The organism is Methanocorpusculum labreanum Z, from assembly GCF_000015765.1.
GTDB classification, from domain to species: domain Archaea; phylum Halobacteriota; class Methanomicrobia; order Methanomicrobiales; family Methanocorpusculaceae; genus Methanocorpusculum; species Methanocorpusculum labreanum.
Map to the genome: position 1 here is coordinate 811,564 of NC_008942.1, position 25,633 is coordinate 837,196.

Consider the following 25,633-nt stretch of genomic DNA (forward strand, 5'->3'; position numbering starts at 1 on the left):
TAAATGGCAACAGACAGAGAAAACGCCGTGTTCGAAGCGGCAATCAAACTCGGGGCGCTCTACCATCAGTTCGTGGGAACGCCCATCTCACGTTCGACCGCAGAGATCGTTGAGGCCGCAATCGAAAGTGCGGTCTCTCTTCAGCCGTATGTGACGAAGATCACGGTCCGGCTGGACAAATCCTTAATGAATGAAAATCCGTTCGGCTACTCGGAACTTACCGGGGCGATGTACGATGCCGTTATCGAAACGAAGTACGGCGACGCGGTCTGCCGTGCAAGCCTGAAGTTCGAGAACGGCTATCCGCTGATGAAGATCATCGAGTAATGGAAAAATTTCCGATCCTCGACGATCATTTTCATATCAACCGGAGAACGGGCGTCGGCCCGTCGGTCGTGAAAGAGTTCATGCGTTCCGGCGGGACGCACATAGTGCTCGTTTCGCTCCCCTCCTGGTCGTGCGGTGTTACGCCGGTCACGCCCGATGACTACCGTGAGGTCTTCGACGAGCTGCTGACGGTTTCGGCGATGGTGAACGAACTCGGATGCGTCTGTTATCCGGTCGCGGGCGTCCACCCGGCCGAGATCGGGCGGCTTTCAGAGAGGCTCGGACTTTCGGCTGCCGAGGAGCTGATGTGCGGGGCGCTGGATGTCGCCGCCGAGTATGTCCGCGAGGGCAAATGTATCGGGCTGAAGTCCGGCCGGCCGCATTATCCGGTGACGCCCGATGTCTGGGAAGCGTCAAACCGTGTTCTTGAAAGAGCCCTTACGCTGTCGGGCGAGCTTGGCTGTTCTCTGCAGATCCATGCCGAGTCCGGCCCGTGCGAGGACGTGCCGGATCTCGCAAAATCCTGCGGGATGGATCCGTCCCGGGTCGTGAAGCATTTTGCGACCTGCGAGACGCCGCTTCATCCATCGATCACGGTCAGAGAGCCGTTTTTGAATCAGTGGTTTGCGGAAAAACGGGAGTTCACGCTCGAGAGTGATTATATGGATGATCTATCAAGGCCGGGTGCGGTGAACGGACCTCGGTCGGTCCCTCGCAGGATGCAGAAACTTCTTCAGGAAGGCGCAGTAAATCCCGAGGATATGTGGCGTGTTCACGGCTCGGTGCCGAAACGGATATACGGCGTCTATTTCGATATTTGATAGTTAGAAGATAATTCGATATTATTTTTCTTTATTTTCGCGGTATGTCTTATATTGTTTGAGAATAATTTTGAATTTTGTTCACAACAAATAGTATTATGTAGATGCGGGTCTATTAGTCAATTGGAGATAAAATGTTTGGCATGTGCTCTTGAGTTATGCCATTAAGGTTTACGCCCGGAGAAATCCCGCGGCGATCAAAAAGCAATGATGCCCCTTCATTTGTTGTTTGATTGCGATAACCGCGCCTGAAAAGAAGGCGATAAATTCAAAACTTATAACGGATGGATAGAAACATTTGCGGGTGAGCCAGCCCATTGGGGGGAGGGTAACACCCAATCTCCACGTTACGTATCATTTTCTCTTTTCTGAATGCTGTTTATTTATAATGTTACAAATCGTAACGCTATTTTTCACCACAATTACATTTTGTAACATACTTGCGAACAGATGGTTACAAAATGTTACATATAAATCATCAGGCTTCGAATATTAGATACAGCATGGCAACGAAAGTCGTACGCGTCTCAGAGGATGCAATCGAGATCACCGGCAGATATGCCAAAGACATCAGCGAAGGGATCCGGATGATGCAGAAACTCATTGAGGAAAAAAGCACGCCGCAGATCGATATGAAAGCTCTCGAGAAGATGATGAGAGACTGCATCGCCGAAGAGTTTGAAAACCTCCAGAGGGGGTACTGAATGCAGCTTACCGGCTGGATGGAAGAGAACGGCCGGCTGCTCGACCGTGCCGAGATCGAAATCTTTTCTGTATCCAGACTCTCGGCATGCGGCGGCGAGTTTCTTCTGGAGACGGATGATTGCTTCATCCGCGACAAATACCACATCATGCCCGGGAACCCAAAAGGGAAGCCGGTCATCACCGCCGAACCAATAGTTTCCGGCATGTCCCTCGATGAAGCGATCCAAACGGCCGTTTCGCTCCGGGCATCCGATGACGCCGTGACCACGCTTTCAGGCGGCGTGGACTCATCCCTCGTCGCTGCCCTTGCCGGACTCCCCTGCATCGCGGTAGGGCTTTCCGGTTCGCATGATCTTATCGCCGCACAACAGACTGCCGAGATCCTCGACCTCCCGATCACCGTAAAAGAGATTGGTATCGACGATATTCGGGCGGCACTCGACGACGTTCTTGAAATCATCCCGCGGGTCACACCGCTCGACGTCGAGATCGGGATCACCGGATACTTCATCGCCGCTCTCGCAAAAGAGACCGGGGCAAAAAGGATACTTACCGGTCAGGCAGCCGATGAACTCTTCGGCGGATACGCACGATACGGCAGATCCTCCGATCTTCGTGCCGATCTTGAAGCCGACTTTGCCGGCCTTGTCCAGCAAAGGGAAAGGGACGCGGCGGTTGCCTCGCATTTCGGCGTCTGGTATTCCCTGCCCTTTATGGACGAGCGGGTCGTTCGTGCATCCCGGACGTTCAGCCCCGAAGAACTGGTAAAGGGCGACCTTCGAAAGATCGCCATTCGAAGTGTTGCCGCCAAACATCTCCCGGAAGAGATCGCCTGGAGACCAAAAAAAGCCATGCAGTATGGAAGCGGCATCTCCTCGGCGTTAGCAAAAATCGCAAAATCGGAAGGATGCAAAGGATGCCGGGAACTGATTCAAAAACTCGTCCCGGATAAGCTATAAGTTGGCCCGGTCCAATATCAATAAGAAATGACTGATATATCCGGATTTGAACTGACCGGCCTCGCAGGTATAATCGGCTTCATCCTTATCTGTCTCATCCTCGTCATCGTGTTTACAAAACTGGAACAGAGATTCGCCAAAAAACCTGCTTCTAACAAGCAGCCCGCTCCTGAGGTGCCACGAAAGGAAAACGAATCCGCTCCCTCCGAGGAGGGACAGCCCGTATTCATCGTCGGCCAGGTGTATCAGATGGAGGACGGATCCCTCGCAGAGTATGCCGCTGACGGGACGTTTCGCAAAATAAAAGAGAAGTGATCCTGGAAATTTGAGATGAGGGTGGAACCCCTTACCCTGCCGTTGTGGAGTTATACAGGTCGGCGACGACGCCGTCTTTAAACGTCCCGACAACTATCACCGAGTATATCGTATCGCCTATATTTGGAGGAATTTTATAGGTGATTCTGATTCCCGGACTGTAGGTTTCCGGCAGATTGACCGGTTCGGCCTTAATTCCGTTGATATAAACGTCCAGCAGTACAAGACCTGCCATATCCTTGCCGCTTACGAGCTCGAGTTCGATCTGCTGATCATCGGAGCTTGCGGTCAGTCCTACGATTTTTATGATATATGCGCCGCCGCTGTAGGTATTGAGGATGAACATACTTACGATGATGGTCAAAAGAATCGCGATGGCCAAACCTAAAGCAAAACCTATCAGTGTCGGAGCAGGAAGGGTCTTTCCGGAAAAATAGTCCCAAAAGACATCAAGGAACGTTGCCACTGTCACGGAATTGGAGTTAATTAACTATAAACATTCTCTTACAGACACTTTCGATTCCGCGAAATATCAGGTACGAATGGGTATTCCGCTTCCCTTATCATGCAAAAAAACCAATAGGAACGCATGATTTGTATTGTCACCGGAGGAGCGGGATTCATCGGCTCGCATTTGGTGGATCTCCTTGTTGAAAACCATCATCAGGTCATTGTGATCGACTCGATGGTTGCCGGAAGAATGGCCAATATCGAAAAGAATCTTGCAGAGATAACCTTCGTTCAGGCCGACTTGCTTGAAGACGGCTGGCAGAAGCATTTCGCCGGCGCCGACAGAGTATATCACATCGCGGCCGATCCGGATGTCCGCGGCTCCGCACGCAAATCCTTTGAGGTGTATGAGAACAACGTGACGGCAACTATCCGGGTCCTCGAAGCGATGAAGGAGCACGGCGTGAAAGAGATCGTTTTCACGTCGACTTCCACCGTGTACGGCGAAGCTTCGGTGATCCCGACGCCCGAGACCTACTCTCCCATGATCCCGATCTCGATCTACGGGGCAAGCAAACTTGCCTGCGAAGCGATGATCTCTTCGTATGCTGCGACCTACGGCTGGAAGGCCTGGGTCTACCGGTTTGCAAACATCGTCGGCGCCCGCAGTACGCACGGGATCATCTATGACTTCGTCCAGAAACTCAGAGCGAACCCTAAGGAGCTGGAGATCCTCGGCGACGGGCGGCAGAGCAAATCCTATCTTGCCGTTGAAAACTGCGTGAAGGCGATGATCTTCGCACCCGAGGTCTCGAACGACACCTTCAACTTCTTCAATATCGGATCGGAAGACTGGGTGAACGTGAAAAGGATCGCAGAACTGATCGTCGAGGAGATGGGATTGGAAAATGTGAAGTTCAACTTCACCGGCGGCGACAGAGGGTGGGTCGGAGATGTTCCCCTGATGAGACTCGGCGTCGACAAAATGAAGTCGCTCGGCTGGGACCCGGAGATCACTTCCGAAGAGAGCGTCCGGCGTGCGATCCGGGCCACGATTGCTGAGTGAAGAATAAAAATACTCAGAAAATTCTATTCAATCCATCCTATTTTTGAATATACTTTCCAACTATTCATTATCTAATTTATTTCAAGCGAAATTTGTCATATACTCTAACAAAAAAATACCTTTTCCGAATACAAAGCCCAAGGATATATCCACCGCGGGACGCTCCGCGCCGAAGTCGCGTCCCCGCACCCCGAAAAAGAGAGATAGATTACAACGTGTGATTCCTCATTATCAAAAAAGTATTTTGACCAAAAAAGTCAGTGTCGGTTTTTACGCCGATTTCTTCTCTGCTCTCTTCTTCATAAACTGCAGTCCGGCAAGGATCGCCGCTCCAAGTAAGAAGAACAGAATGCTGAACGTTTCAAAACTCATTGCAGGTCTTGGCACATCCAGCGTGGTCGCGCCCAGAACGATCGCATACAGCGAGCCGATCAGAAGCCCGATACTCAGATAGATCGTCTGAGACCGGTATTTTTCCAGACAGTGCCGCAGAAGTTTCGCGATAAAAACGAGCCCCGTGATCATCCCAAGACCGAAAACGATCAGCATCGGCACATACTGGAACTGGAGATGAACGACTGCGCTCACTGCCGAGATCAACGGGACATACAGCCCCATGATCAGAAGCATCGTCGAGCCTGAGATCCCTGGAAGAACCATCACCGAGATCGAAAGCACCGCGGCAATGAAAAGAAACAGACCGAGCTGGGGAGAAATCTGGGTCAGATCGACCGAACTTTCCCGGGTCACCGGATTGAAGTACATCAGAAGAGGAACCGCCGCCACGCCGATCACCGCAAAGATACTGTGCAGATAGTGTTTCTTCAGGACCTCTTTTTCCTCCATCACCACGATTGGAACGGCGCAGACGGTCAGACCGATGAAAAGCGAACTTATTTCATACACATACGTATCGAAAAGATTTGCGAGGATCACGGCGCAAATGAGAAACGCAGCGGCCCAGCCGACGGCAAGTTTCAGCAGGAAAGGAAGCGCCGCCTTTTTTTCCGCCATCGTCCCGGTCAGCAGATCATCCACCGAGGAGATGAATTTATCATAAAATCCAAGTAAAAATGCGATCGTCCCGCCGGAAACTCCCGGCACGCTGTCGGCGACCGCCATGCACGCTCCTCTGATGATATCCATACTTATCATATGTATTGGACGTGCCTTCCATAATTATCGTTCGTTCTTTCTGTGTCGCAACCAAGTAATTTATTCCGCGAACGCCCAGATATATAAGAGAGATTCCCATGAAATATATTCTAATTCTGGCTGACGGTGCAGCAGACGAGCCTCTTGCAGAGCTTGGGGGCAAGACCCCGCTCGAAGCGGCAAATAAACCCAATATGGACAGGATCGCCCGCGAAGGAAGATGCGGCATGCTGAAAACGGTGGACGACTCGCTGTCCCCGGGATCCGATGTCGCCAATATGTCGATCCTCGGCTATGATCCGATGAAATACTATACAGGCCGCGGAGCGATCGAAGCGCTCAGCATGGGGATTCCCTTTAAAGAGGGCGACCTTGCCTACCGGTGCAATCTGGTCACGGTCGAGAATGGGAAGATGAAGGATTTCGCCGCCGGCCATATCACAAGTATTGAGGGAGCACAGCTTTTCGAGACGCTCAAAGAGAAGATTCCAGAAGCAGGCTGGTACTCCGGCGTCTCCTACCGAAATGTCATGATGCTTCCAAACGGCAAAGGATCAGATACGACCGCACCCCACGACATCGTCGGCGAGGTCATCAATGAGTATCTCCCGAAAGGTGAGGATGCCGAGCGTCTGATGAACTTCATCGTTCGGGCCTCCGATGCCTTCGAGAACCACCCGGTAAATAAGCAGCGTATCGCCGCAGGGAAAAACCCGGCGACGACGATCTGGCCGTGGAGCGGAGGGTCGAAGCCCGCGATGCCGCCCTTCTCTGAAAAATATCACAAGAAGGGAGCGGTCATCTCTGCGGTCGATCTGCTGTTCGGTCTTGCAAAATGCGCCGGCATGGAAGTCGTCACGGTCCCCGGAGCAACCGGGTATCTCGATACGAACTTCCTTGGAAAAGCACAGGCGGCAGTCGAGACCGCGAACGGCGATGCGGACTTCGTGTACATGCATGTCGAGGCAACCGACGAGGCAGGACACCTCGGAAGCTTGGAAGAGAAGATCAAAGCGATCGAGAATCTGGACAAGGCGATCGGGTATATCCTCGACAACTTCGACGGCTGCATTATGCTGATGCCCGACCACCCGACCCCGATCGCGAAAAAGACCCACACGAACGACCCGGTCCCGTTCGCGATCCGCGGACTCGGCGAGCCGGACGAAGTCTCTGTCTACACCGAAAAAGAGGTGCAGGCGAAGGGTTCCTACGGACTGATCCAGGCGGTCGATCTCCTGGATATGGTGTTCAAGGAGTAGGCGGATGCGGGAAGAGGTCACAGCCTTCATCGAAGCGTATGTGAAGGACGCTTCCTACTTACGAAAACCGCTGGTCGGTTTTGCCGACTGCGCTTCCCCGATGTTTCCGGCCCTGAAAAACGTCGTGATGCCGGGACATCTTATGCCGGCCGAGATCCTTTCCGATCCGACGGTCGTCATTTCCTATTTTTTGCCGTTTCAAAAGGAGGTTGCCCTTTCGAATGTTTCCGGGAGATACGCCTCGAAGCGTTGGACCGAGTGTTATGTCGAGACGAACCGGCTGATCGCTTACCTGAATGCCGCTTTGATCGATTATCTGAAGGATCGCGGATTTCGGGCAGCATATTCGGAGAATGCTATACATCTGGACGACCAGACCCTGATGAGCTGCTGGTCCCAGCGGCACGTCGCGGAGATCGCGGGTCTCGGGAAATTCGGTCTGAACAATCTTCTGATCACCCGGGTCGGTTCGTGCGGCCGGTTCGGTTCGCTTGTTACGGATCTGCCTATCACGCCGGATGTGCCGGAAACGGAAGAACGGTGTTTGTATAAGCTGACCGGCAAGTGTTTGAAGTGCGTGAAAAACTGCCCGACGGGAGCATTGACCGAGGACAAGTTTGACCGGTGGGTCTGCTTTTCGCTGTGTCAGGAAAATGAGATGCGATACGGGGCGAATGACTGCGGGAAATGCGCCGTGGATATCCCGTGCGGGTTTCTCTGAAAGGGTTTGGGCGGTGTTGGGGCGAGTTTAATTCGGGAAGGGTATGGCTGGTTGTGGACACAAGAGAAAAACCAACCGCGAATCGGCGCAAATCCGCCCTTCGGGCGAGATAATCGGATTTGCTTCTCCTCACTCTCGCAAGTCTCTCGCAAGGCAAAGCCTTGCTCGGCTGAGGCCTCCCCTGCGGGTCAGCCCGCCCTCGACTTGCTCGTCCCTTCATCGGGACCGTTCGGGCAAATCCTGTCGCCGCCCCAGCGGCTCCTTTTATTGATTGCTGTAAAAATGTATAATATATCAATACTTCGCGATACAAAAAGTAATCCTCGCGGTTTTTATAAGTTGCCACACCCCAATTAATACTACAGAGATTTCTATTGAATAATTTAGGGATAGCCAAAAATGAATCAAATACATGCTGCACAGGTCTCAAAGATCGCGAGTTTTATCTGGAATATTGCAGATGATTGTCTAAGAGATGTTTACTCCCGCGGAAAATACCGGGATGTAATTCTTCCAATGACGGTCATCCGCCGCATAGATGCAGTCCTTGAACCAACTAAGGAGAAGGTTATAGCACAGAAGAAGATGCTGGATAAAGCCAATATAAAGGCACAATCTGACGCTCTTTGTCTTGCTTCGGGTCAGGCATTTTACAATAGTTCACCATTTTGTTTGAAGGATCTGACATCTCGTGCAAAGCCTCAGCAGCTTAAGGCTGATTTTATTGCATATCTGGATGGATATTCTCCAAATATTCAGGAGATCCTGAATAAGTTCAAATTCAGAAATCAGATCGATACAATGATCGAAGCCGGTATTTTAGGGGCTGTCATTGAGAAGTTTGTGAGTTCAGAAATCAACCTGAGCATGAATGATATTCTGGATAAGCAGGGGGGAGTGAGAATGCCGGGTCTCGATAATCATATGATGGGGACTCTTTTTGAGGAGCTTTTGAGAAAGTTCAATGAAGAAAATAACGAGGAGGCCGGAGAGCATTTTACACCGCGTGATGTTGTTGAGCTGATGGCGGATTTGGTGTTCATGCCGATTGCTGATAAAATCGAGGACGGCACGTATCTTCTTTATGATGATGCGTGTGGTACCGGCGGTATGCTGACGGTTGGAGAGCAGCGTCTGAATGAACTGGCAATAAAATACAATAAAAAGTTCTCTGTGCATTTGTTTGGTCAGGAAACAGTTCCTGAGACGTATGCGATCTGCAAGTCAGATATGCTGTTGAAGGGTAAGGGCGAACAGGCTGAACATATTTTCTATGGTTCGACGTTGTCAAACGATGGATTTGCAGGGCACGAGTTTGATTTTATGATCTCAAATCCCCCGTATGGTAAGTCGTGGAAGACCGACGCTGAAAAGATGGGCGGTAAAAAAGATATTTCAGACCCGCGTTTTGTTGTTCTGCACAAAAACGAAGAGCTTTCTCTGATTCCTAGGGTGAGCGATGGTCAGATGCTTTTCCTTGCAAATAATGTGAGCAAGATGAAGAGTAAGACGAAGCTTGGAAGCCGTATTGCAGAGGTCCATAATGGTTCGTCTTTGTTTACAGGGGACGCCGGTTCTGGTGAGAGTAATTTCAGGCGTTATATTATTGAGAATGACTTGGTTGAAGCCATTATTGCTTTGCCTGAAAACATCTTTTACAACACAGGTATTGCAACATATATCTGGGTCCTCTCGAATAAAAAATCTGAATCACGCCGTGGAAAAGTTCAGCTGATCGATGCAACATCATTCAAGACCCCGCTTAGAAAGAACCTTGGTAAGAAAAACTGCGAAGTTTCATTTGAACAGAAGAACGAGATCGTTAAACTGTTAATCGACTTCAAAGAGAACGAATTTTCAAAAATTTTCAGGAACGAGGAGTTCCTTTACTGGAGCATCACTGTTGAAAGACCGAAAGTAGATGAAGCAGGAAATGTGGTGAAGGATAAGAAAGGTAGCCCGAAGGCGGATGCAGATCTGCGTGACGTTGAAATGGTTCCTTACGTGTATGAAGGAGGCATTGAGGCATTTATGAAAAATGAAGTGCTGCCGTATTCTCCGGATGCATGGGTCGACGATAAGAAGACAGAAACTGGATGCGAACTGAGTTTTACAAAGTATTTCTATAAGCCGGTCGAACTTCGTTCTCTTGATGAGATAGTTGCCGATATTCGTGCTCTTGAAAAGGAATCTGATGGTATGCTTGAAGACATCCTGAGGGATTAAAAAGATGCTGAAAGGTTATGAGGAGTATATGGATACTGGATATGATTGGATTCCTCAGGTTCCAAAAACATGGGAGCAAAGACCAATTCATTCAATTACAACTCTGTCTAACGAACGAAATGGAAAGAGAAAAGATTTGGAGCTTTTGTCTGTTTACAGGGAGTTTGGAGTAATCAAAAAATCATCCCGTGACGATAATCATAATGTTGAAAGTCAAGATTTGTCTAATTACAAGTATGTCAATTCAGGTTATCTTGTAATGAACAAAATGAAAATGTGGCAAGGTTCTCTTGGGATTTCACAATATGAGGGCATAGTCAGTCCTGCATATATTGTATGTAAAGTGGATCAAGATATAATTGGAAAATACCTCCATTATCTTCTTCGGTCATCTCACTTCAAGATATTTTACAATCGTATTTCATATGGTGTAAGAGTTGGTCAATGGGATTTACGATATAATGATTTGAAAAATCTGAAAATATATCTGCCAACATCCGACGAACAAAACCAAATCGTCCGCTATCTCAATGCAAAAGTCGCAAAAATCAACCGCCTTATTTCTGCAAAGAAAAAAGAGATCGCGCTGCTGAAGGAGTATAAGCAGGCAATAATTACAAGGGCGGTTACGAAAGGGATCTGTGCGGGCGTTCCCATGAAGGAGAGCGGGGTCGAGTGGATCGGGGAGATACCGGAGGGGTGGGAAGAAAGAAAATTGAAGTATTTATGCTCAATTAATACTGGGGACAAAGACACAATTAATCGAAATGATGATGGGTTATATCCATTCTATGTACGTTCTCCAAAAATTGAGCATATTGACACATATTCATTTGATGGAGAAGCAGTGTTAATGGCAGGAGACGGGGTTGGGGCTGGAAAAGTATTCCATTACGTTAGTGGCAAATTTGACTATCATCAAAGAGTCTACAATCTCCATTATTTCAAGGATGTATGTGGAAAATACATATATTATTATTTAAAAGAGAATTTCTGGAGAAAAATTGAGGAGGCAAGTGCAAAGTCTACCGTAGACTCAGTCAGACTTCCAATGTTATTAGAGTTCCCAGTTGTATTTGGTCAAATAGGTGAACAACAACAGATTGTTTCGTATCTCGACGCAAAATGCTCTGCTATCGACGCGACGATCCAGAAACGGGAGCTTGCTATCGAAAAGCTGACCGCGTATAATCAGAGCCTCATCTACGAGTGCGTCACAGGAAAAGTCGACGTTCGCGGGATACACGTTGAAGAAGTTCCGGAAGCTGAATTGATTGAGGAAATGGACGAAGAAATTGTTGCCGAGTTCGATGATGAAACATCCGAAGAAGAGAATACTGAATAAAATCACCCCAAACAATAATCTCTCACAACAACATATTATGAATTACTGATAACTTTTAAAGAAAATAACAATGCCAACCAACACAAAAGAAATCGGACTCGAAGACTTGATCGTACAACATCTCACAAGTCAGAACGGATACGAACTGGGGATCGCAAGTGAATATATCCGGTCTTCGGCCTTTGATGAAGGAAGGCTGTTTAGATTCCTTGAAACGACCCAGGGAACCAAACTCTCACAATACGGAATACTCGAAAGCGAGAAAAAAAGAGAACAACTTGCAACAAGAATACAAGGGGAAATTGAAAAACGCGGAACGATCGATGTACTCAGAAATGGTGTTAACTTCTATCCCGCTGGAAACATCGACCTCTACTACTTCCAGCCCTCAGAAAAAAATCCGGCTGCCAAAGCAAACTTTGAAAAAAATATCTTCAGTGTAACAAGACAACTGATGTATGCCCAGAGCGGCTCAAATGAAGCTCTCGACTTCTGCATATTCATCAACGGACTCCCGGTAATAACCGCTGAACTCAAAAACCAGTTCACCCATCAGAATTACGAAAACGCGATCGAACAATACAAAAAAGATAGAAATCCCCGTGAATTACTGTTTCACTTTGGAAGATGCATAGTTCACTTCGCAATTGATGACAGTGAAATTCACATGTGTACAAAACTGGAAGGCCAAAACTCCTGGTTCTTACCCTTCAACAAAGGATACAAAGACGGAGCCGGCAACCCCCCAAATCCCGCAGGACTCAAAACAGACTACCTCTGGACCCATACACTCACAAAAAATGAACTATCCGACATCATAGAAAACTATGCTCAGATACTTGAAGAAAAAGATCCTGACACAGGAAAAACAAAACGAAAACAAATATTCCCCAGATACCATCAGCTGTCAGTCGTCAGAGCCTTACTCGCCGACGCAAAAGAAAACGGAGTCGGGAAAAGATACCTCATTCAGCACTCCGCAGGAAGCGGAAAATCCAACTCCATAGCCTGGCTTGCTCTTCAAATCGTATCACTTGAAAAAAATGGGAAAGCACTCTTCGATTCTGTCATCGTAATTACCGATAGAGTCAACCTCGACAACCAGATAAAAGGAACCATCAAAGGCTTCACCCAGATGTCGAATACCATTGGTCATGCAGAGAGCGCCGAAGATCTAAGAAAACTCCTGACCAACGGAAAAAACATCATTATCTCAACAATTCACAAATTCCCCTACATATTAGACAGCATTAAAGACGAACACAAAGGACAGAACTTCGCGATCATAATAGACGAAGCACATTCAAGCCAGAGCGGAAGGATGGCTGGATCAATGAACGTGGTTCTGAACAGCGCCCCTGAATACGAAAACGAAACAGAATCCATTGAAGACATAATCAACAACATAGTTGAAAAACGGAAAATGCTCAAAAATGCAAGCTATTTTGCATTTACCGCCACACCCAAAAACAAAACACTCGAAACATTCGGTGTTCCCTACGAAGACGAAGGAAAAATCAAACACAGACCTTTCCACGAATACACCATGAAACAGGCAATTCAGGAAGGATTCATCCTTGACGTTCTTCAGAATTACACACCTGTAAAAAGCTACTTCAAACTTATAAAGAAAGTTGAAAATGATCCTGAGTTTGACAAAAGAAAAGCCCTGAAAAAATTAAAGGCACTCGTGGAAAGAGACATTTATCCAATCTCTCAGAAAGCAGAGATCATCGTTGAACACTTCCACACACAGGTGATTTCACCCGGGAAAATTCATGGAAAAGCCCGGTGTATGGTTGTCTGCAGGGACATCGACGCAGCTATAAAATACTACAACACAATAAGCAAAGCCCTTGAAAACAGAAAAAGTCAGTACAAAGCAATAATAGCATTTTCCGGCGAAAAAGAGATCGCCGGAGAAACATTCACCGAATCATCAATAAACAAATTCCCAAGCAGTCAAATCGAAAAGAAATTCAAAGAAGAACCTTATCGTTTCTTAGTAGTTGCAAACAAATTTCAGACCGGATACGACGAACCTCTTCTTCATACGATGTACGTTGACAAACCTCTCTCTGATATAAAAGCAGTCCAGACGTTATCCAGACTCAACCGGGCATACCCTGGCAAATATGATACATTCGTCCTTGACTTTTTCAATGACAGCGATATAATCAAACAAGCCTTTGACAGATATTATAAGACCACCATACTCTCTGATGAAACAGATGTAAACAAACTCTATGATTTAATTAGAGAGATGGAAGATGCTGAAGTATTCACAACCAATGACGTGAATAAAGTTGTCACTGATTATCTCAGCGGAGTAGAAAGAAACAGATTTGATCCAACACTTGACTCCTGCGCTGCAAACTATGAAAATTATCTTGATCTGGACGGTCAGATTAAATTCAAGAGCTCAGTAAAATCATATCTGAGGACATATGGATTCCTTGCTTCGATTCTCCCTATTGGAAATCCAGAGTGGGAAAAACTATCAATCTTCCTGAATTATCTGCTGCCAAAATTAAAGTCACCTGATGATGATGATCTCGCAAAAGGCATTCTGAGTGCGGTTGATCTGGAAAGTTATCGTGCTGAAGCTTTGACAACAATAAATATAATCCTCGAAGATGAAGACGCTGAAATAAATCCGATCCCGACAAAAGACCCTAAAGGAATAGTTGAGCCTGAAATGGATCGCTTATCACACATATTAGAAGAGTTCCAGAATCTCTGGGGTAACATCAAATGGAATGATAAAGACAGAATTATCAGAGACATCAAAGAAATTCCGGGACGTGTTGCAAAAGATGAAGCCTATCAGAATGCAATCAAAAACTCTGACAGAGAAAATGCACGTCTGGAAAGTGAGAGAGCACTGAAGAAAGTAATTGATTCTATGATTGAAGATAATTTGGAACTTTACAGATTATATGTCGATAATCTATCTTTCAGGAAGGAGTTGGAGAGTCTGGTTTTCAACGCAACCTATGAGAAAGACTGCTCAAAAGCATAGTTTCTGGAGTTAATCCTCTCACCATTTAACACTTTTAATATCCAAAATCAGCCATCCATCTGTCTATTTTTCTACTATCTTTCACTCCTCCTCACAGGAGCCGCTGGGGCGGCGACAGGATTTGCCCGAACGTTCCCGATGAGGGATGAACCGGCGGGACGATAAGGACCGCCGAGTTCAAGTGAGGAAAAGCAAATCCGATTCTGGGAGCAAGCCAAAGGCTTGCGGGATTCGCGCCGATTCGCGGTTGGTTTTTATCTCTTGTGTCCGCACTAATGCCGTACACGAAATCGAAGTACATCTCAACGTATGTCAGTTTTTTCGGTTGAGATCACGTAGCGTATATCCCATCTAAAAAAATGTAAAAAAAAGAAAAAAAATTAGTCCTTCTTTTCAGGGACTTCTTCGTGGTGTGCTTCCTGATATCTCTTCATCTCGAGATTGCGGAGCTCAACTCTCCGAACCTTTCCGGAGATCGTCTTTGGAAGCTCCTCCACGAACTCGATCGCACGCGGATACTTATACGGGGCGGTCGTCGTCTTGACATGGTTCTGCATCTCTTTGATCAGAACATCGGATCCCTTATATCCGTCTTTTAAGACGACAAACGCCTTGATGATCACGCCGCGGATCGGGTCGGGGCTGCCGACAACTGCCGACTCTTTGACTGCCGGGTGCTCGATCAGCGCCGACTCGACTTCTGCCGGAGAAACACGGTATCCGGACGACTTGATCATATCATCGTCGCGGCCCATGAACCAGAAGTAGCCGTCTTCATCGACCGTCGCCTTGTCTCCCGTGTAATACCAGCCGTTGATAAACACCTTCGCGGTTGCCTTCGGGTCATCCAGATATTCCGTAAACAGACCGACCGGTGAGGGGTCGCTCGTCTTGATCGCGATCCTGCCCTCGACTCCCGGCGGGACCTTGTTGCCCATATCGTCGTGCAGTTCGATCTTCCAGCCCGGAGCCGGTTTGCCGATCGAACCGGGTCTGACTTCCATGCACGGGAACGTGCCGATCACGGTCACCGTTTCCGTCTGACCGTATGCCTCGTAGATCTTCTTGCCGGTGCCTTCTTCCCAAACCCGGTTGACCTCCGGGTTCAGCGTCTCGCCTGCAGAGAGGCAGTGACGCAGCTCGGAAAAGTCGAAGGTCTCCAGATCCGCAAGGATCAGCATACGGTAGATCGTCGGCGGGGCACAAAACGTCGTGATCTCGTATTTCTCGATCAGCGGCAGAAGCTCCGTCGCGTTGAACTTCCCGCGGTAGTCGTAGACGAAGACGCAGGCGCCTTCCATCCACGGACCATAGAACTTACCCCACGAGGATTTACCCCAGCCCATATCGGCGACCGTGAAGTGGAGATCGTTTTCCGTCAGATCATACCAGAACCTGCCGGTCACGATGTGGCCGAGCGGATAGGCATGATTGTGCAGCACCATCTTCGGGTCCGCGGTCGTTCCCGACGAGAAGAAGATGAGCATAGGGTCCGTCGCTTTGGTGCGAACGCTCCGGACGATCGAACTGAGCTTGGTCGAGGCACGTGCCGGGTGAATCAGTTCCTTCTGATAGTTTATCCATCCGGGCGCATCGCCGTCCGTTAAGAATTTGACATGCAGGGACGGGCAGTCGTTTGCGATCTCCTCGATCTTCCAGGCATTCTCGGTGTTCGTGACGATCATCTTGAATCTGCCCTGGTTTATTCGGTATTTGAGGTCATGAGGAGTTAGAATGACCGGGGACGGGCAAATCACTGCGCCGATTTTGATTGCAGCAAGAGCAAAGGTCCACCACTCGGGGACACGCGGCAGGAGCAGCATGACTCTGTCGCCTTTGCCGATATGCTGTTTGAACATCATATTCGCGATCTGGTTGGACAGATTCATCATCTGCCGGAAGGTGTAGTATTTTTCCTTTCCTTCCTGGTTTGTCCAGATCATGGCGAGTTTATTTCGATCTTTTTTCGCCCATGCATCTACAACGTCGAAGCCGAAGTTGTAATACTCAGGCACCGCAATAGAGAACGTGGAATAGGTTTCCTCGTAGTCCATCATGTTGTGGGGCACAAATCCCTCGGATTTATGCTCGCGTTCGGCCGGACGATTACTGCGCCCGGCTTTGCGTGCCGTTTCGGTCATGGGGTTATAGTTTGCTTTATTTTATCATAAAGATAGAGGTGGGTTTTTTCACGACGGAAAAAAGAATGTCAGAATTTTGTATAATAGGTTTTGTGCTGCTGCCAGCCGGGATTCATGGTCCTGCGGCCCGGAGCATATTCCCATGAGTATTTTATTGCGCCGGTAACGAACTTTTTTGCCTCTAATACGGCATCCCTGACCGGATAGCCGAGAGCGATGTGGGCCGCGATCGCGGACGCATAGCAGCAACCCGATCCGTGAACGTCCGTGAAAGGCGCGACTTCCCCTTCGACCAGCATGATGCCGTCTTTGTCGGCAAAGACGTCGGTCCCGAGCCGGAAATGTGCGTGGCCGCCTTTGATCACCGCGGCCTTTGCCCCGTGATCTATGAACCAGTATGCCGCCTCTTCCATCGACTCAGACCCGGTGATGGTGATTCCCGAAAGGGCCGCGGCTTCGGGGATGTTCGGAGTTATCACGGTGGTCCGCGGCAGAAGTTCGGCAACGAGCCGCTCCTGGCCCGCCTCGTCGAGAAGCCGGTATTCTTTTGTCGCGAGAAGCACCGGGTCGACGACGAGGTTTCGCCCTTCGGGAATGGAGGCGGCAACGATATTCACCGTCTCCGCATTTTTGAGCATGCCCGTTTTGTAGCAGCCGATAGGGAAATCCTCTTCGAGGGCGTCGATCTGCTTTTTGATGAAGGCGGCGGGAACGCTCGATGAATCGAGAACGTGCGTGGCGTTCTGGGCGGTCAGGGCCGCGATCACGGTCATCCCCCAGACGCCGCAGGCTGCCATGGTTTTCAGGTCGACCTGGATCCCTGCGCCGGCGGAGGGGTCGGAGCCTGCGATCGTGGCGGCGAAGGCCATCGTATTTTCGCGGGAATTCATATCAGATATATTAGTGTGCTCCTTTGAAAAAATAGTTCTTCGGGAGTTTAACCTCATGTCTTTATGGTCTGTCCCTTCACATCTATTTTGTATGGACGTGGAAGGCTTCGTTCGGCGGAGCATGCATAAGGATATCCCTGAAGGGGAGATCGAGAAACTTCTTCAGGAACGCATTCTGGATATAAAGAATATTGATGACGGGTTTGCACGGGATTTCGCACGGGCCGTCATCGAAGAGGTGAAGGTGACGAGCGGGCTGAAAGGCGATCTGTTCGAATACGAACACGCCGGCGTTTCGATGGGCGAGTTCGGTGTGGGCTCCCGCGGCTCGGGAGACTTTTACGCCCACCGAAAGATCGCCCACGTGATCGGGCAGACCTCCGCACAGGTCGGCGTCGATCAGATGGATGACGGCGGGGTCGTCGAGGCGAATGGCCAGTATATTATTACGACGGTGGACGGGATGCACTCGCGCCTGTCGGATTTCCCGTTCCTTGCGGGATTCCATGCGACCCGGGCGACGCTTCGCGATGTGTATGTGATGGGTGCCCGCCCGGTGGGGCTGATCTCGGACGTGCACATCGCTGACGACGGTGACGTGGCGAAATTGTTCGACTATACGGCAGGTATCACGACGGTTTCGGACGCTTTGGGCGTGCCGCTTGTTGCAGGCTCGACGCTTCGGATCGGCGGGGACATGGTTCTCGGCGACCGGATGACGGGATGCGTGGGCGTTGTGGGCGTGGCAAATCACGTGACGGCCCGCAGGTCTTCGGTTCCGGGGGATGTTCTTTTGATGACGCGGGGAGCAGGCGGCGGAACGATCGCGACGGCGGCGTTGTATTCCGGGAACGCGGACGTGGTCGAGGAGACGATCAATCTGCATTTCCTGAAAGCCTGCGATGCGTTGATCCGGTCGGATGTGTTCCCGCATATCCACGCGATGACGGATATTACGAACGGGGGTCTCCGGGGCGATGTGTTCGAGATCGCGGAAACGGCGAAAGCGACGGTCGTTGTCGAGGATGCGCCGCTTCGGGGTCTTATCGCGCCGAAGGTGCTTGCTTTGCTGGATAAGCTGGGCATCGATTATCTGGGCGTGAGTCTGGATGCCCTTCTCGTGATCGTGCCGCCGGAGTATGCGGATGAGGTCATCCGGGTCGTCGGAACGGCGGACGTTCCGATGGAGCGGATCGGGTTCGTGCGTGAGGGTCCGGGTGTTTCCCGCCTGATCAAGGACGGTGTGGAGGGAGAGTTCCTGCCGAAGTTCCGTGAGGCTCCGTATACGCCGGTGAAGAAGGTGGTGGACCGGCCGGGCAGGGACTTCGAGGAGATGAAGAAGGGTATCGACCGGGCGGCGGACGCGGCACGGGCGAAGAAGGAACGGGTGCTGAAGAGACTATTATAAGCGGACTGATCCATAGGGGGCGATCTCACCGGAGCGAATATCTGATTTGCGATTGCGAGTTCCTCGCAGAGTAGAGATGAGACCCCCGGATTAAATTAGGATATTTCCACCGCGTCGGGCTCCACGCCGAAGTCGCCCGCCCGCACCCCACAAATAACCAAAGAAGAATCTCTTTTTTCTTTAATCGGTGTGAATTTGCCAGAATATATTATCGGGGTGCGGGGCCGCGACTCCGGCGCGGAGCCCGACGCGGTGGAAATATCCTCTATGTTGGATTCAGGAGAAGAGGCAGACATTGACATTTTGGAATATTCATTGAATTCGTGTTTGCGATATACAATCTAAAAATGATTTGAGTGCCCGCGAGGGGCACGACCCGGTCCAGGACGGCCTTGTCAATGCTCTTGTCATTTCAATCCACGTGCCCACGGGGGGCACGATAGTAGATTCGCGTAATTTCGATACGGTTCCGTAATTTCAATCCACGTGCCATCTTGGACACGACTCATATATTTTTGCCTATGTATCCAACATGGACAAAAAATTTATTCTTATTTTCAGAATCGGAAAAAAGATTTGAACCTGTTCTTTCTCTATTATTATCTTCCCTCGAAAATTTCAGGTTTCAGTCCCTCAAGATCATCAATTTTAATAGCATAATCATCAACGGACATCGGGGTTTCTTTCCTCTTTTCTACGTGTAATGTTCTGTGGACCTTTGCTGAAGAATACTGTCCACTCTTTGAGTTATGTTTCCACCATGCTACTTGAACGACTTCCATACTTCCTTCCGGGCGGGCGGATGAGGCATCATTCTCAAACAATGTCATTAAAGCCTCTTTGATAGACTCGGCATCCTCATCAGAGAACCCTGTTTTTTCGGCAAGCTGACAATTGATACTGCCGTAAAACACATATAAACCAAAATCGACACGGTGTTTCAGACCCATCGTATCAGAACCACGCTTATATGGATTCTTTTTGTCAGTTTCACCATTCACACTTTTGACGATCTGCTGAGAGGTAATTTCCACTGCATCTACGCTGAATGCCGGGTGAACTGAAACTGGGCCGCGGATCCCGATTGAGACGCATCCCTCCTCCCCATCTTCGGATTCGGAATCATTCTTCTGCTCATTCTTATTTTTTTTATTCTGTTTCTTTCCCTTGTAGGCAAATACCTGACCAAAACTTCGGACATCTATCCATTCTTTGCAGGCAATTTTTTCAGCGTCATCCTTTTTGTTATCAGCTAATGCCGTTTTGAAGGCCTCACAACCATCCGCACGGTCCTTTAAACTCAGGAAAGAATCTGTTCTGCGGTCCAGAGACTGAACAAAAACGGGTTGCCCCATATCCTGTAACCGGTTTCTCAGCTTCCGCTTAATGCAGACGTCGGACATTTCGCCGATCCCGGCGAAGTTTGTACGCGGACAGTTGCCATTCAAAGGATCTCCGTTCGGATTCGCATTCTTTGCCGAAATAACTACTGCAAAATCAATTTTGTTGTTAAGTGCTGTCATGTTAATTACCTCCATTTGTAGAATCATCGTCAGTTATCTGTTCCGCCTCAAGTCTGGCCGTTTTCTTTGCTATCGCTTCTTTTCTCTCCTTATCGAACTGAGTCAGCTGGCTCTGGTAGCCAAGCAGATAGATGGGAGTGAGCGCCTCATCCGAAAAGCCGTCCGGCTGGATTTTAAACAGGTCAAGTATCGCATTCATGTCTGCTTCAAGTCTGTTCCCGAGCGAATTCGGGCTTGTAGTTCGAAACTTAGCCATATAAGGTAGAAGTTTTTCATAGAGCTTTTCCCATGTTTCAGCTGGATGCTGGCGGAATCTTGGAATCATCCGCTCGGCATTTGTTTGCCGATAACCATTTCCGCTGCTTTTTATCGAAAATTCTTCGATCGTTCGTGCATACGCGAGTAACCTGCCAAACAGATAATTTCGGTCGGTTTGCATTATGTCTAAATCCATTTTCCATACCTCATTGTAATGTTCGAAATCATTTCTTTCATTTTTTTGGTCATTGTAATACTTTCTGATCAATGCACACGCAATGTTCAGCGTTTTATTCGTTTCCCACTGTTTGTCCGATTTTCCTGCAAGGATCAGTCTTGCCGCACGATTGGCGGAGGAATGAACTAAATCATAAGGGATCGGTTTTCCCTCAATGATGCAGGGCATAATCCTCGAAACAGTTGCCTTCTTTATTTTTTTGGTTGATTCGGTTTCTCTGCCGTATGCTGCAAAGAAAATATCATTCGGCGTCGGAACCCCGGTAATTGCTATACTTTTCCCCTCTTTCTCTCCATTATTTTTCTTTACATAATAGATTGGATACCATTTTGTTGTCTGATACCAGTGACAAATACGTTTCAGAAATTCTGAACCCGCCAACTCCTGATAATAGGTAATGGAAAGACGACCCTTTGCTCCGTTCGTGGAATCAAGACCTATGACCACGACACTCGAGTCAGGAGTAAGTGACTGCGAATAACCGGAAAGAGCTGTGATCATACGTCGAGCAAATCCTTCGGCAGTATCCGGGAGTTGCTCATCTGCCGGGATATTTGCATAAACATCATCCGGATCCCAGATTGCGGGAATGGGCTGATCTTTGGTTCCCCATACAACAAATACCTGATCTCCATTTTTATACCCCTGTTTGTCTATCAGCCATTTCAAAGCTTTATGTGCCTTTTGCGAGACATCGTAACTGAGACATAATGCTTCATCTCTTGTGGCGAACCGTCCGCGGAAAGTAAAATTCGATTCATCAGTTCCAGAGATAAGATATGCTCCATCACCTGGTCTGCGAACGGAACGTGGACTTAGACGGGACACAGGGAGAGATTTTCCCGATGCATAACAGAGGGACTGAGGGCCTTTGCCAATCACCGAATTCAGATAATACGCAATATATCTGTTACGAAGGGAGACATCTTTCCATCCTTCCTGGACATCGCCTTCATAGATATTAAATCTCACATAGAAATTCTGAGGACTACTCTCCATTTTTTCGTTGAGTAAGTGTGCATTCCTGAGGTCAGAAATGATCGTCCCTTTTTTCACATACCTTAAAATTGCCTGAGCTTTGGGGTGGGAATATTCCGATTCACACCAGTCTTCAAGCTGAATCAGATATTTCTCAAAAAAATTTCCATCATTCTTCTTTGTATCTTGGAAATCTGGAGCAAGATACTTAAGATTATCAAATAACGGATGAGGGGTATTCCCACTACTGCGTGCTTCCGACTCCATAGTACAGGGAATAATGATAGTCTTTGTCTCTTTCGGCGGGTCTATCGATACAGACTGAAAAGTACCATCCTCATCGATCGTTATCTCGATCTGAGTTTTTTGCGCGGTATGTCCAATTGGCAAAAGCGGCGCGTTGCCATCTGCATTGTCGATACCGACGGTATTTCCACAGTTCTCATATGTCTCGTAGAGTTTGGTTATCCAGGTCATATTTCCTCTGCCAACTCCTGGACCGACTGAAGATTATCTCCGATCGTAAACCTCTTCAGGCTGTAGTTTTTAATTTCCCGGGTAAATGTGCATTCACCTGGTGGAATGAAATCGATGACACCCCTCTTCATAACCGGATTCCAGAATCTGGCAATAAGTTTCCCATTCCCGCCTTCATCGGGATAGGTGAAGCCGTGAAACATTGTGCCAAAAGCGAGTTCGGAACAATCATCATATGCCCCCGGATCCCCGCCGAATGTGCATGGTTCAACATACCCCTGACATTCCCGTGTTCCAAGAAAAATATCACGTCTGCCGCCTTTTTCAATCATTCTTTTTGCAATAGAATGATGTTTGTTTTCATCTCTGTCTTTTTCAAGTTCAGGTCGGTCGTAATTCCAGTCAAAGTGTGCCCTAACCTGATATCTTACATCAGTAAGATACGTGTAGATCGCAAGTTCATTTTCACTGGATGTGTATTTGATCGGGCGTATCCCTTTTGACTGGGTCTGGATCTGATTCATCACACGTACCGAGTCAATATACCACACAAAGGTGGGTTTCCAGTACACGCTTTCTAAAATCCCTTTCAATGCCTGATAGGTCGGGATCTGATAGGTGAATTTCTCCCCGCCAACACGTGTGAGCGGATCTGAAAATAGGGCCAGCTTGCCGTAAACCTGAAACTCGACGGTGTTTCTAAATATCACGTTTCCTTCTCTCCTCCTTAGAGTAAGCTTAAAAAATTAATTCTGCATCACTTGAGGAGATCACGCCGTACTCTTCATCATAGGAAATCGACGATGTGTTGAGAGTGTAGGATCCGGTATCCCCAATAGGCGATATATCTTCCTTAGTGAGTAATTGCTCCAAATCACCATAAAGGTTTACTGAATATTGCTGAGCTTTCTTTAAAAGTCGGAGTTTTTCCGTATATGATGCTTTACTCCCAAGTTCCCTGATGATATCGCTACCTTCATCATAGGGCACAATTACGGTTGTTGTGTTCTGATCAATCACCTCAAAAAATTTTCCGGCAGTAGAAAAAGCCTGACAAAGATAATAGGGGGACTGACGGGTCTGCAGGTGCTGATCTGTATTGTATGCCTGAATGCTTTTCTCGTTTACTGATAGAAGTTCAAATATTGATCGACCAAGCGGAAGATCCATTTGTTTTTTGCTTATCATCTCTTTGGTAATTGGATATCCCATTTCCCCATCCCGCGAGGTAAAATACTTTTGATAATAGGTATCGATCATCTTCTGGGATAGGATATCATTATCGAATCCCGCAGGATTTTTGGCAAAATCACTCAGAACATGCTCTGCGCTTTTTTTCCCGAGGTCAATGTCTTTGAGTCCTGAGAGTTTTTCATCAGAACTGTTTACGATGAATACATCCCGACATTGGACATCGCCATTACGATTGCATCTTCCTGCCGCCTGGGCAATACTATCGATTCCGGCAGCGGAACGGATGACGCAATCAAAGGAGATGTCCACTCCGGCTTCTATCAACTGAGTGCTTACGCAGATCATCCGGTGATTCTTTATCTTAAGATCGTCTTTTATCCTCTCCAGGCGGTTCCGACGATGTGCCGGGCATAAATTAGTGCTTAAATAATAGAGAGAGAGATCTTTGTAGGTAGTGAAATCAGTCAGTTTTTTCGCAGATAAATGTGCATAGAGATTTTTCACTGCAGTTTTCGTATTGAGAATGACCAGAATCTTCTCATTATTCTCTAGCTTATCTTCCACAAATTCCGCAAGTTCAGGGGCAGAGTATCCATTCTGCAAACGTTCATCGCAGACATTGGTTCTCCGAAACTTGCCGAAATCGACTGATACCATATCGGCAGGAGCCGACAGGCGTATCGGGGGATTGACTTTATCGAGTTTCGGCTGTGTTGCGGTGCAGAGAATGATCGTAGTTCCGCATATTTCTGAGAGGAAATTCAGAGCTGTATTAAACATGCGAAGACATTTTACCGGAATCATCTGGACTTCATCAAAAATTATAATACTGTTTGCGAGATTGTGCATCCTCCTGATTGAACCAGCTTTTCCGAGAAACAAGGTATTGAGCATCTGGACCGTTGTTGTAAGAATGATTGGGGAATCCCATCTCTCGGTAAGCAGACGATAGTTTCGTCCTTCATCAGCGCCGGTTATACTTTCATCGTTTTCATCAAGAGGATCTTCATAGACCAGATTCGAATGATGTTCCAGAATCAAATCATCTTCACGGAGAGCTTCGCGGATAACCTTAGCATTCTGATCAATGATCGTAGTAAAGGGAATTACGTAGAATATCCTTTCTTTGTTCCATTCTGCGGCATGAGCCAAAGCATAACGCAGACTGGAGAGAGTTTTTCCTCCCCCGGTTGGTACATTCAGTCGGTAGATACCGCTGGTTTTTTTCCCGAATGCCTTACAGGAAAGCGAGATTTCTTTTCTTAATTCATCAATATCGTATATTATGGGTTTTTGATCCAGGAATTCATCCAGATTTTCTGCAAGTTTTTCCCATTTCTCCACAGCGATTTTCGGTGTATCTTTAGTGACGATGTTATCTTCAAAACAAAATGAATCGAAACGGTCTGCATCTATGACGCAGCTTAGAAGATACCGGGCCAGCATTCCCCTGGTAAATGTGATTTCATCTCCGGATATCCCTAATCTGGATCTGTTTTTTTCATTGAAGGTTTTGACTTCATCTACCGCTTTGAGAAACAGGGTTTCCAACTCATCTTGGGATACGCAGTCATTTTCAAAGTTGTGTATGCTTTCTTCAAAATAGATTTCTTTTTCAGGGTTAATCCTCTTGAAAAATAGATCCTGTCCTTCCAGATCAATGCAATCGATCAAGCCGCCATGGTGGGAACAAATACCCAGTGCTATGAGTTGTGCAGTGAATCTTTCAAAATTATCGGTTGATTTATCATATTTTTCAAAAATATATTTTGCCCCGGCGGTTGAGTGATTTATTTTTCCCCGATAGCGTTTTCTGATCTCCGGATCATTGATTTTCAGATATTCCTGAAACTCCTGTTTTGCCTTTCCCGTATCATGAAGTAAACCACATAACGCTGCGAGATTTGGACAGCCGATTCCTTCTCCATATCCTTTACAGAGATCGGAGACCGTTGTGCTGTGTTCAGCTAATGTTTGTTCCAGCTTTGTTTCATGATTAATATGGGCAAGGTACATAATTTTTCCAAGTAGTATCACTTTATCCTGCATAAACGAAGTAGTTTTGCAAAAACTTACTGAAATTCGAAACGAGATAAAATTCTATAGTACTTCCCGGGATACTTTGAAGTATTCTCACTCTGTATTATCCATT

20 protein-coding genes are annotated in these 25,633 nt (G+C 47.7%); 12 read left to right on the forward strand and 8 right to left on the reverse strand.

Annotated elements, in window-relative coordinates:
• Positions 1-3 precede the first annotated feature (3 nt).
• From MLAB_RS04365 to MLAB_RS04385, 5 genes are all read left to right on the forward strand, one after another.
• A complete protein-coding gene (locus tag MLAB_RS04365; RefSeq protein WP_011833203.1) occupies positions 4-327 on the forward strand; it encodes a dihydroneopterin aldolase family protein in 324 nt (107 codons plus the stop codon).
• On the forward strand, positions 327-1,148 hold the full coding sequence (locus tag MLAB_RS04370; protein ID WP_011833204.1) for a TatD family hydrolase: 822 nt from the start codon (positions 327-329) through the stop codon (positions 1,146-1,148). Before MLAB_RS04365 ends, MLAB_RS04370 begins: the two co-directional genes overlap by 1 nt.
• A 503-nt stretch (positions 1,149-1,651) precedes the next feature.
• Positions 1,652-1,852, forward strand: a complete 201-nt coding sequence (locus MLAB_RS04375; protein ID WP_048062026.1) for a hypothetical protein — start codon at positions 1,652-1,654, stop codon at positions 1,850-1,852.
• A complete protein-coding gene (locus tag MLAB_RS04380; protein ID WP_011833206.1) occupies positions 1,853-2,812 on the forward strand; it encodes an asparagine synthase C-terminal domain-containing protein in 960 nt (319 codons plus the stop codon).
• A 27-nt stretch (positions 2,813-2,839) separates the two neighbouring features.
• Positions 2,840-3,127, forward strand: coding sequence for an OadG family protein (locus MLAB_RS04385; RefSeq protein ID WP_011833207.1), 288 nt, complete (start codon positions 2,840-2,842; stop codon positions 3,125-3,127).
• Between the two features lie 31 nt (positions 3,128-3,158).
• Here MLAB_RS04385 and MLAB_RS04390 read toward each other — a convergent pair whose 3' ends face one another.
• Entirely contained in the window at positions 3,159-3,593 is a 435-nt protein-coding gene (locus MLAB_RS04390) for a hypothetical protein (RefSeq protein ID WP_048062027.1), read from the reverse strand.
• 123 nt (positions 3,594-3,716) lie between these two features.
• On the opposite strand from MLAB_RS04390, the gene MLAB_RS04395 reads away from it, so the two are divergent.
• Complete coding sequence (locus tag MLAB_RS04395; RefSeq protein WP_011833209.1) at positions 3,717-4,643, forward strand: NAD-dependent epimerase/dehydratase family protein; 927 nt, start codon at positions 3,717-3,719, stop codon at positions 4,641-4,643.
• Between the two features lie 270 nt (positions 4,644-4,913).
• On the opposite strand, the gene MLAB_RS04400 is transcribed toward MLAB_RS04395, so the two are convergent.
• Positions 4,914-5,789 carry a DUF368 domain-containing protein gene (locus MLAB_RS04400; RefSeq protein WP_222702368.1) on the reverse strand — a complete coding sequence of 292 codons (876 nt, stop codon included), beginning with the start codon at positions 5,787-5,789 and terminating at the stop codon, positions 4,914-4,916.
• Positions 5,790-5,896: 107 nt separating this feature from the next.
• Here MLAB_RS04400 and MLAB_RS04405 point away from each other — a divergent pair, with 107 nt between their 5' ends.
• The 5 genes from MLAB_RS04405 to MLAB_RS04425 all read left to right on the forward strand — a co-directional run bounded on the left by MLAB_RS04405 (position 5,897) and on the right by MLAB_RS04425 (position 14,374).
• Positions 5,897-7,060, forward strand: coding sequence for a cofactor-independent phosphoglycerate mutase (locus MLAB_RS04405; RefSeq protein ID WP_011833211.1), 1,164 nt, complete (start codon positions 5,897-5,899; stop codon positions 7,058-7,060).
• 4 nt (positions 7,061-7,064) lie between these two features.
• The gene (locus MLAB_RS04410; RefSeq protein WP_011833212.1) at positions 7,065-7,781 is read left to right on the forward strand and encodes an epoxyqueuosine reductase; all 717 of its coding nucleotides are present in this window, start codon (positions 7,065-7,067) and stop codon (positions 7,779-7,781) included.
• Between the two features lie 399 nt (positions 7,782-8,180).
• A complete protein-coding gene (locus tag MLAB_RS04415; protein ID WP_011833213.1) occupies positions 8,181-10,007 on the forward strand; it encodes a type I restriction-modification system subunit M in 1,827 nt (608 codons plus the stop codon).
• A 4-nt stretch (positions 10,008-10,011) separates the two neighbouring features.
• A complete protein-coding gene (locus MLAB_RS09400) occupies positions 10,012-11,352 on the forward strand; it encodes a restriction endonuclease subunit S (protein WP_011833214.1) in 1,341 nt (446 codons plus the stop codon).
• Positions 11,353-11,422: 70 nt separating this feature from the next.
• Complete coding sequence (locus MLAB_RS04425; RefSeq protein WP_011833215.1) at positions 11,423-14,374, forward strand: type I restriction endonuclease subunit R; 2,952 nt, start codon at positions 11,423-11,425, stop codon at positions 14,372-14,374.
• A 380-nt stretch (positions 14,375-14,754) separates the two neighbouring features.
• Here the strand turns inward: MLAB_RS04425 and MLAB_RS04430 are convergent, their stop codons facing one another.
• Positions 14,755-16,515 carry an AMP-binding protein gene (locus MLAB_RS04430; protein WP_011833216.1) on the reverse strand — a complete coding sequence of 587 codons (1,761 nt, stop codon included), beginning with the start codon at positions 16,513-16,515 and terminating at the stop codon, positions 14,755-14,757.
• A 68-nt stretch (positions 16,516-16,583) separates the two neighbouring features.
• Positions 16,584-17,405 (reverse strand): bifunctional hydroxymethylpyrimidine kinase/phosphomethylpyrimidine kinase, encoded by an 822-nt coding sequence (gene thiD, locus MLAB_RS04435; RefSeq protein ID WP_052288979.1) that lies wholly within the window; start codon positions 17,403-17,405, stop codon positions 16,584-16,586.
• A gap of 91 nt (positions 17,406-17,496) precedes the next feature.
• On the opposite strand from thiD, the gene MLAB_RS04440 reads away from it, so the two are divergent.
• Positions 17,497-18,813: an AIR synthase-related protein gene (locus tag MLAB_RS04440; RefSeq protein ID WP_011833218.1), complete on the forward strand. Its 1,317-nt coding sequence runs from the start codon at positions 17,497-17,499 to the stop codon at positions 18,811-18,813.
• A gap of 599 nt (positions 18,814-19,412) precedes the next feature.
• Here MLAB_RS04440 and cas7c read toward each other — a convergent pair.
• The 4 genes from cas7c to MLAB_RS04460 are packed head-to-tail and all read right to left on the reverse strand — an operon-like array spanning position 19,413 to position 25,530.
• Positions 19,413-20,336 carry a type I-C CRISPR-associated protein Cas7/Csd2 gene (gene cas7c / locus MLAB_RS04445; protein ID WP_011833219.1) on the reverse strand — a complete coding sequence of 308 codons (924 nt, stop codon included), beginning with the start codon at positions 20,334-20,336 and terminating at the stop codon, positions 19,413-19,415.
• A gap of 1 nt (position 20,337) precedes the next feature.
• Complete coding sequence (cas8c, locus tag MLAB_RS04450; RefSeq protein ID WP_011833220.1) at positions 20,338-22,287, reverse strand: type I-C CRISPR-associated protein Cas8c/Csd1; 1,950 nt, start codon at positions 22,285-22,287, stop codon at positions 20,338-20,340.
• Positions 22,284-22,997 (reverse strand): type I-C CRISPR-associated protein Cas5c, encoded by a 714-nt coding sequence (gene cas5c, locus MLAB_RS04455; RefSeq protein ID WP_011833221.1) that lies wholly within the window; start codon positions 22,995-22,997, stop codon positions 22,284-22,286. The genes cas8c and cas5c overlap by 4 nt, the downstream gene beginning before the upstream one ends.
• A gap of 28 nt (positions 22,998-23,025) precedes the next feature.
• Positions 23,026-25,530, reverse strand: a complete 2,505-nt coding sequence (locus tag MLAB_RS04460; RefSeq protein ID WP_011833222.1) for a CRISPR-associated helicase/endonuclease Cas3 — start codon at positions 25,528-25,530, stop codon at positions 23,026-23,028.
• Positions 25,531-25,633: the final 103 nt, after the last annotated feature.

What these genes read in the sequence shown, in the direction of transcription:
- MLAB_RS04440 (WP_011833218.1), top strand. Translation starts at nt 17,497, where the DNA reads ATGGACGTGGAAGGCTTCGTTCGGCGGAGCATGCATAAGGATATCCCT.
- MLAB_RS04395 (WP_011833209.1), top strand. Translation starts at nt 3,717, where the DNA reads ATGATTTGTATTGTCACCGGAGGAGCGGGATTCATCGGCTCGCATTTG.
- MLAB_RS04415 (WP_011833213.1), top strand. Translation starts at nt 8,181, where the DNA reads ATGAATCAAATACATGCTGCACAGGTCTCAAAGATCGCGAGTTTTATC.
- MLAB_RS04460 (WP_011833222.1), bottom strand. Translation starts at nt 25,530, where the DNA reads ATGCAGGATAAAGTGATACTACTTGGAAAAATTATGTACCTTGCCCAT.
- MLAB_RS04385 (WP_011833207.1), top strand. Translation starts at nt 2,840, where the DNA reads ATGACTGATATATCCGGATTTGAACTGACCGGCCTCGCAGGTATAATC.
- MLAB_RS04405 (WP_011833211.1), top strand. Translation starts at nt 5,897, where the DNA reads ATGAAATATATTCTAATTCTGGCTGACGGTGCAGCAGACGAGCCTCTT.
- MLAB_RS04375 (WP_048062026.1), top strand. Translation starts at nt 1,652, where the DNA reads ATGGCAACGAAAGTCGTACGCGTCTCAGAGGATGCAATCGAGATCACC.
- thiD (WP_052288979.1), bottom strand. Translation starts at nt 17,405, where the DNA reads ATGAATTCCCGCGAAAATACGATGGCCTTCGCCGCCACGATCGCAGGC.
- cas8c (WP_011833220.1), bottom strand. Translation starts at nt 22,287, where the DNA reads ATGACCTGGATAACCAAACTCTACGAGACATATGAGAACTGTGGAAAT.
- cas7c (WP_011833219.1), bottom strand. Translation starts at nt 20,336, where the DNA reads ATGACAGCACTTAACAACAAAATTGATTTTGCAGTAGTTATTTCGGCA.
- MLAB_RS04425 (WP_011833215.1), top strand. Translation starts at nt 11,423, where the DNA reads ATGCCAACCAACACAAAAGAAATCGGACTCGAAGACTTGATCGTACAA.
- MLAB_RS04400 (WP_222702368.1), bottom strand. Translation starts at nt 5,789, where the DNA reads ATGGATATCATCAGAGGAGCGTGCATGGCGGTCGCCGACAGCGTGCCG.
- MLAB_RS04370 (WP_011833204.1), top strand. Translation starts at nt 327, where the DNA reads ATGGAAAAATTTCCGATCCTCGACGATCATTTTCATATCAACCGGAGA.
- MLAB_RS09400 (WP_011833214.1), top strand. Translation starts at nt 10,012, where the DNA reads ATGCTGAAAGGTTATGAGGAGTATATGGATACTGGATATGATTGGATT.
- MLAB_RS04430 (WP_011833216.1), bottom strand. Translation starts at nt 16,515, where the DNA reads ATGACCGAAACGGCACGCAAAGCCGGGCGCAGTAATCGTCCGGCCGAA.
- MLAB_RS04365 (WP_011833203.1), top strand. Translation starts at nt 4, where the DNA reads ATGGCAACAGACAGAGAAAACGCCGTGTTCGAAGCGGCAATCAAACTC.
- MLAB_RS04410 (WP_011833212.1), top strand. Translation starts at nt 7,065, where the DNA reads ATGCGGGAAGAGGTCACAGCCTTCATCGAAGCGTATGTGAAGGACGCT.
- MLAB_RS04380 (WP_011833206.1), top strand. Translation starts at nt 1,853, where the DNA reads ATGCAGCTTACCGGCTGGATGGAAGAGAACGGCCGGCTGCTCGACCGT.